This window comes from Ruegeria sp., assembly GCF_028066395.1.
Classification (GTDB): Bacteria; Pseudomonadota; Alphaproteobacteria; order Rhodobacterales; family Rhodobacteraceae; genus Ruegeria.
This window is the reverse complement of sequence record NZ_JALCBM010000054.1, coordinates 1-5,461: the sequence shown is the minus strand read 5'-3', so window position 1 is coordinate 5,461 and position 5,461 is coordinate 1. Positions and strand designations below refer to the sequence as shown.

The window sequence follows — 5,461 nt, the reverse complement described above, 5'->3', positions numbered from 1 at the left end:
CACAAATTCGCAATTTCATTTGCCGGATTTGCAGGAATGATCCCGCCATGACCCATGACATCCTGCTGGCCCTGATCACCTTTGCCTTTGTCTCGTCCATCACGCCGGGGCCGAATAACCTGATGCTGATGGCCTCGGGCGCGAATTTCGGGTTTCGCCGGACCATTCCGCATATGCTGGGCATCGGCTTGGGCTTTACGGTGATGGTGATGCTGGTGGGCGGCGGGCTGGTGCAACTGTTTAACAGCTATCCAGTCAGCTACACGGTGCTAAAGGCCGCATCGGTGGCTTATCTGCTGTATCTGGCGTGGAAGATTGCCCATGCCGCCCCTGCAAAACAGGCCGAGGCGACCGGCACGCCGATGACCTTTCTGCAGGCGGCAGCCTTTCAATGGGTGAACCCGAAAGCCTGGGCCATGGCGCTGACGGCAACCACCGCCTATGCGCCCAGCCAGACGATTGGAACGATCCTGATCGTGGCGCTGGTCTTTGGGGCCATCAACCTGCCATCGGTCAGCACCTGGACGGTTCTGGGACAGCAAATGGCGCGAGTCCTGACGAACCCGCGCCGGTTGCTGGTGTTCAACTGGACCATGGCGGGGCTTCTGGTGGCCTCGCTCTATCCGGTGCTGTGGCCGCGCTGAGCTATCGCAGCGGCAGGCAAATCTCGGTCAGCAGGTCCTCGGGCGCGGTGTCGCGCGGATCGTTCAGATAGATCTCGTAACAGGGTTGATCGGCGGGTTCCTCGCCCGAGGCCGGCAGCCAGTTGCCAAACAGGCTGTGATAGGCGGCGTGGATACCGGAGTACGGGCCCTTATAGGTCAGAACGGCCGTTTTGCCGCCGGGGATATCCAAAGCCTCCATCCCCTCAGGCGTTTTCTCACCGCTGAACTCGGCCCCGGCATAGCTGCGCAACTCCGCCTCGGGGACCGTATCGGGGCTGTCGAGATATAGACCGATCACTGGACCAAGATGGGGCCACAATTGCCGGGATTCACAGAGCGCCCCAAACGCCTCAAAGCTTTTGCCGATCTCGGCATAGCTTCCCATATGCGGCAGGGCGACGATGCGGCGGGCGGGTTCGGTGCGGGTTGATACGGGATGCATTGGGTACTCTCCGGTTCTGAAATGTGGATGAGCGGGCTTGAACTGGCCTGCCTTGCGAAAGGCGGCAGGGCTGCTGCCATAGGCCTCGGCAAACGCCCGCGCAAAAGAGTTCAGGTTGGGATAGCCGATATCCGAGGCAACCTGCGCCACAGGCTTGTCGGATTGCACCAGCCAGGTTGCGGCGCGGTGCAGCCGGATGCGGCGCACCGCCTGCGCGCAGGTCTCGCCTGTCAGGGCGCGAAAAACGCGGTGCCAGTGAAATCGCGACATGGCGGCCACATCGGCCAACGCGTCCAGCGACAGATCCCCGGCGGGGTGGTCGTGGATATAGGCCAGCACGCGCAGAATGCGGTTTTCATAGCTGGTTGCCATCGGTGTCCGTCCTTCTCTCTTGCACGTCTCAGGATGCATATTTGCGATCCACAAATCTTGCTGAATTCATGCAGGCAATCGCAGCAATTCTGTTAAACTGTTGGCGTAGTTTTCCACCCATAAAAGCAATTTCCAAACGCGAGGACCGTCATGACCAATCCCATCCCCCGCATTCGCCACACCCTGATCGCCCTCGCCCTGTCGCTGGCCCCTGCCCAGGCGCAGGACACCGCCGTGCAGACCCAGGCCATGCTGGCCGAGCGTGTCAACCAGAACAACCCGGTGGCCGAGGCCTATATCAAGGACCGCCCCATTCTGGGCTGGCAACTGACCAGCGACCAATTCGACGATATCCCTGAGGCCATCCGCGAAAATCTCGGCTCGGTCGATGCGACGGGCTATGACCAAGCGTATCTGACGAAGAACGCGGGCTCGATCATTGCGCTGCAGTTTCGCAAGGACGGTCCGGATTTCTATATCATCGGGAAAGAGACGTTTGACAACAAATACAAGCTGGTCCCGCTGGACGACGTCGCCGCCAAGAACACCCGTCTAATCGAACGGCTGGACCTCGCCCCGGCGGTCAAGGCGATGTACGAGGATCAGGCGCCCGGCATGGTCGGCGCGCTGAAGACAACTCCGGTTGAGATGCTGCGTGTCTCCGATCTGGGCTACGCGACCGCAGACACCCTGACCATTCAGGCCCCGTGGGGTGAGCAGACCAAACCCGAAGGGGCTGATGCGTTTCTGGTCTGGGATACGGGCGAGAACCAGTATTACATGGTCAACGCCGATGCTGATGGCCTGCCCTCCAGCTATGTACCAGTGAAGTAACGCGACCCAGCGGCATGTTGCATTCCGCGGGCCACAAGTTCATATAGCGGGGAACTTTCGCGTTAAGAGGCGTCATGACCCAGTATCTGGATTTCGAAAAACCCCTGGCCGAGATCGAAGGCAAGGCCGAGGAGTTGCGTGCGCTGGCCCGCGCCAATGAAGAGATGGACGTGGCCGAGGAAGCCTCGGCGCTGGACGCCAAAGCCGCCAAGCTGTTGGAGGAGCTTTACAGCGACCTCACCCCGTGGCGGAAATGTCAGGTGGCGCGGCACCCGGAACGGCCCCATTGCAACGACTATGTCGACGCGCTGTTCACCGAATTCACCCCGCTGGCCGGGGACCGCAACTTTGCCGACGATCTGGCCGTGATCGGCGGTCTGGCCCGGTTCAACGATCAGCCGGTGATGGTGATCGGCCATGAAAAGGGCAGCGACACCAAATCGCGGATCGAACGCAATTTCGGCATGGCCCGCCCCGAAGGCTATCGCAAGGCCGTGCGCCTGATGGAGATGGCTGGCCGCTTTGGCCTGCCCGTGATCACCCTGATCGACACTGCAGGCGCTTACCCCGGCAAAGGGGCCGAAGAACGTGGTCAATCCGAAGCTATCGCACGCTCGACCGAGATGTGCCTGAAGATCGGTGTGCCACTGGTCTCGGTCATCATCGGTGAGGGCGGTTCTGGCGGGGCGGTGGCGTTTGCAACGGCCAACCGCGTCGCGATGCTGGAACATTCGGTCTATTCGGTGATCTCACCAGAAGGCTGCGCCTCAATCCTGTGGAAGGATGCCGAGAAGATGCGCGAAGCCGCCGAGGCGCTGCGTCTGACCGCGCAGGACCTGCACAATCTCGGCGTTTGCGACCGGATCATCGAAGAGCCCAAAGGCGGCGCGCATCGTGACCGCGACGCGGCGGTCGAATCCGTGCGCGCGGCGATCACCGAAATGCTGGCCGATCTGGACGGCAAGGACGCGAAGGCCCTGATTCAGGACCGCCGCCAGAAATTCCTCGATATCGGCTCCAAAGGGCTGGCGGCGTAACCCGTCAGCCACCCAACCTGCGCAGCAGGGCAACCGAAGGCTGCCCGGTCACCGACAACCCGTTGGCGCGCTGATAGGCGCTGATGGCGGCTTTGCTGTTGTTGCCAATCACCCCATCCGCGCCTTGCGTGTCATAGCCTGCTGCGGTCAGGCGGCGTTGCAGCTCTTTCCGGTCCTGCAGCGTCAGGCCGTTCTCATCCGGCCCGAAGGAGGCCTGAAACGGCGCGCCGCCTGCGATCCGGTCGGACAGATGCCCGACGCCAATCGCGTAGCTGTCCGAATTGTTGTAGCGTTTGATCACCTGAAAATTGCGGAACACAGCGATCCGGGGGCCGGGCACTTGCGGCTGCAACACCGCAACCGGCGTGCCCGAAACCGTCCCGGCCTCTCCACCCCAGCGCTGCCCGCGCACCCATCCGGCGCGCGACAGATAGGCCGCCGTGGAGGCCAGCGAATCCGCCGGGTCCTCGGACCAGATATCGCGGCGGCCGTCGCCGGTGAAATCCACCGCATAGGCCAGATAGGATGTCGGGATGAACTGCGTATGTCCCATGGCCCCGGCCCAGCTGCCGGTCATGTTCGCAGGCGTCGTGTCACCTTCCTGAATGATCTGCAGCGCCGCAATCAGCTGCTTTTCAAAGAACGCACCGCGCCGCCCGTCATAGGCCAATGTGGACGTTGCCGAGATCACGGGCACATCGCCCCGCCGCGCACCGTAACGGCTTTCCAGCCCCCAGACGGCCACGACGACTTCTTTATCCACGCCGTATTTCGCCTCGATCTGCGACAGGGTGCCTGCGTGACGTACCAGCATTTGCTGACCGGTACTGATCCGCTCGTCCGAGGCGGCAATGGCCAGATAATCCTCGAGCGAGCGTTTGAATTCCACCTGATTGCGGTCCCTCTCGATCACGCCCGGCAGGTAACCCGCCCCCTGAAAGGCGCGGTTGATCGTGGTCTGCGAAATGCCCTGAGACGCGGCGCGGCCCTTGAACCCGGCCACCCAGGCATCCCATCCCGCATTCGGCACCGCCTGCATGCGCGAGGCCGGTTGCCGCGTTGGTGCCCCTCCGCCTGAACAGGCGGCCAGCAGCGATGACCCGAGGCCAATGGAAAAACTCCGTCGATTAATCATGTCTGAAATCTGCTCTTGTTTGTGATTTGCCCCAGACTACCGCAGTGCGGTGGGTCAGACCAGAACGACAACGGCTGACGCGGCACTTCTCGCTAGGTCGGCAACAAGCCGCTTAGCTGACCAGCAGGCGCAGCCCTTGTGTCACGTCCGAGCGCACGGCAAGCCGCAACCCCGGCTCATCCCCGGCCTTGAGCGCGGCGATGATCAGCTTGTGATAATGGGGCGGCTCGGTTCGCCGCAACCGGCCATAAAGCGCCCGCATCGTGGGGCCCAGCTGCAGCCACACGGTTTCCGCCATGGCCAGCATCGCCGGGGCCTGCGCGCGCAGATAAAGCGTGCGGTGAAAATCGAGATTGGCGCGGATATAGCCCACCGCATCGCGCTTGGTCACCATCTCGGCCACGGTCATGTTGATGCTCTGCAACCGGTCGATCAGCGCCATATGCGCGCGAGGCAGCGCCCGGCTGGCCAGTTCGACCTCTAGCAGAGCGCGCAGGGCGGCCAGTTCCTCAATCCGATCATTGGTCAGTTCCGGGGTCGAGACCCGACCGGAGGTGGACAGCGACAGCGCGCCTTCGGCGGCAAGGCGGCGCACGGTTTCGCGCGCGGGGGTCATCGACACACCGAATTCCTTGCCGATCCCGCGCAGGGTCAGGGCCTGCCCCGGCGCAATCTCTCCATGCATGATCCGCGACCGCAAGGTCCGGTAGACGCGGTCATGGGTGGCAGGCTGCGAGTCGGTGGGGCGTGTGGTCAACATGCCCCCATGTGATCACAAAATTCGCCTAGGTCAACGCGTCGAAGCGATAGCGATGCAATTCGGCCCCATGATCCCGCAACCAGCGCCGGGGTTCCTTGTAGGGACCGAAAATCCGCTCAACCTGTGCCCAGAACGCAGGCGAGTGGTTCATCTCGGCCAGATGCGCCACCTCATGCGCGGCCACATAGTGCAACACCTCGGGCGGCGCCAGGATCA

General features: G+C 62.6%; 7 protein-coding genes. 3 read left to right on the top strand and 4 right to left on the bottom strand.

Features of this window, described 5'->3' with window-relative positions:
- Positions 1–47 precede the first annotated feature (47 nt).
- Positions 48–644: a LysE family translocator gene (locus MPJ51_RS15875; protein WP_298388749.1), complete on the top strand. Its 597-nt coding sequence runs from the start codon at positions 48–50 to the stop codon at positions 642–644.
- A 1-nt stretch (position 645) separates the two neighbouring features.
- Here the strand turns inward: MPJ51_RS15875 and MPJ51_RS15870 are convergent, their stop codons facing one another.
- Positions 646–1,479, bottom strand: a complete 834-nt coding sequence (locus tag MPJ51_RS15870) for an AraC family transcriptional regulator (protein ID WP_298388693.1) — start codon at positions 1,477–1,479, stop codon at positions 646–648.
- A 150-nt stretch (positions 1,480–1,629) separates the two neighbouring features.
- On the opposite strand from MPJ51_RS15870, the gene MPJ51_RS15865 reads away from it, so the two are divergent.
- Together MPJ51_RS15865 and MPJ51_RS15860 are read left to right on the top strand one after the other, a co-directional pair.
- Positions 1,630–2,313: a hypothetical protein gene (locus MPJ51_RS15865; RefSeq protein WP_298388691.1), complete on the top strand. Its 684-nt coding sequence runs from the start codon at positions 1,630–1,632 to the stop codon at positions 2,311–2,313.
- A gap of 74 nt (positions 2,314–2,387) precedes the next feature.
- Positions 2,388–3,350, top strand: a complete 963-nt coding sequence (locus tag MPJ51_RS15860) for an acetyl-CoA carboxylase carboxyltransferase subunit alpha (protein WP_298388689.1) — start codon at positions 2,388–2,390, stop codon at positions 3,348–3,350.
- Positions 3,351–3,354: 4 nt separating this feature from the next.
- On the opposite strand, the gene MPJ51_RS15855 is transcribed toward MPJ51_RS15860, so the two are convergent.
- The 3 genes from MPJ51_RS15855 to MPJ51_RS15845 form a co-directional block, all read right to left on the bottom strand.
- Complete coding sequence (locus MPJ51_RS15855) at positions 3,355–4,485, bottom strand: lytic murein transglycosylase (protein ID WP_298388687.1); 1,131 nt, start codon at positions 4,483–4,485, stop codon at positions 3,355–3,357.
- Between the two features lie 112 nt (positions 4,486–4,597).
- Positions 4,598–5,245, bottom strand: a complete 648-nt coding sequence (locus tag MPJ51_RS15850) for a GntR family transcriptional regulator (RefSeq protein ID WP_298388685.1) — start codon at positions 5,243–5,245, stop codon at positions 4,598–4,600.
- Positions 5,246–5,270: 25 nt separating this feature from the next.
- On the bottom strand, positions 5,271–5,461 hold a 191-nt coding region (locus tag MPJ51_RS15845), incomplete at its 5' end, for a M48 family metallopeptidase (protein ID WP_298388683.1).

Excerpts from the sequence above, each read along its gene's own strand:
- MPJ51_RS15875 (WP_298388749.1), top strand. The coding sequence starts at position 48 with ATGACCCATGACATCCTGCTGGCCCTGATCACCTTTGCCTTTGTCTCG.
- MPJ51_RS15870 (WP_298388693.1), bottom strand. The coding sequence starts at position 1,479 with ATGGCAACCAGCTATGAAAACCGCATTCTGCGCGTGCTGGCCTATATC.
- MPJ51_RS15865 (WP_298388691.1), top strand. The coding sequence starts at position 1,630 with ATGACCAATCCCATCCCCCGCATTCGCCACACCCTGATCGCCCTCGCC.
- MPJ51_RS15860 (WP_298388689.1), top strand. The coding sequence starts at position 2,388 with ATGACCCAGTATCTGGATTTCGAAAAACCCCTGGCCGAGATCGAAGGC.
- MPJ51_RS15855 (WP_298388687.1), bottom strand. The coding sequence starts at position 4,485 with ATGATTAATCGACGGAGTTTTTCCATTGGCCTCGGGTCATCGCTGCTG.
- MPJ51_RS15850 (WP_298388685.1), bottom strand. The coding sequence starts at position 5,245 with ATGTTGACCACACGCCCCACCGACTCGCAGCCTGCCACCCATGACCGC.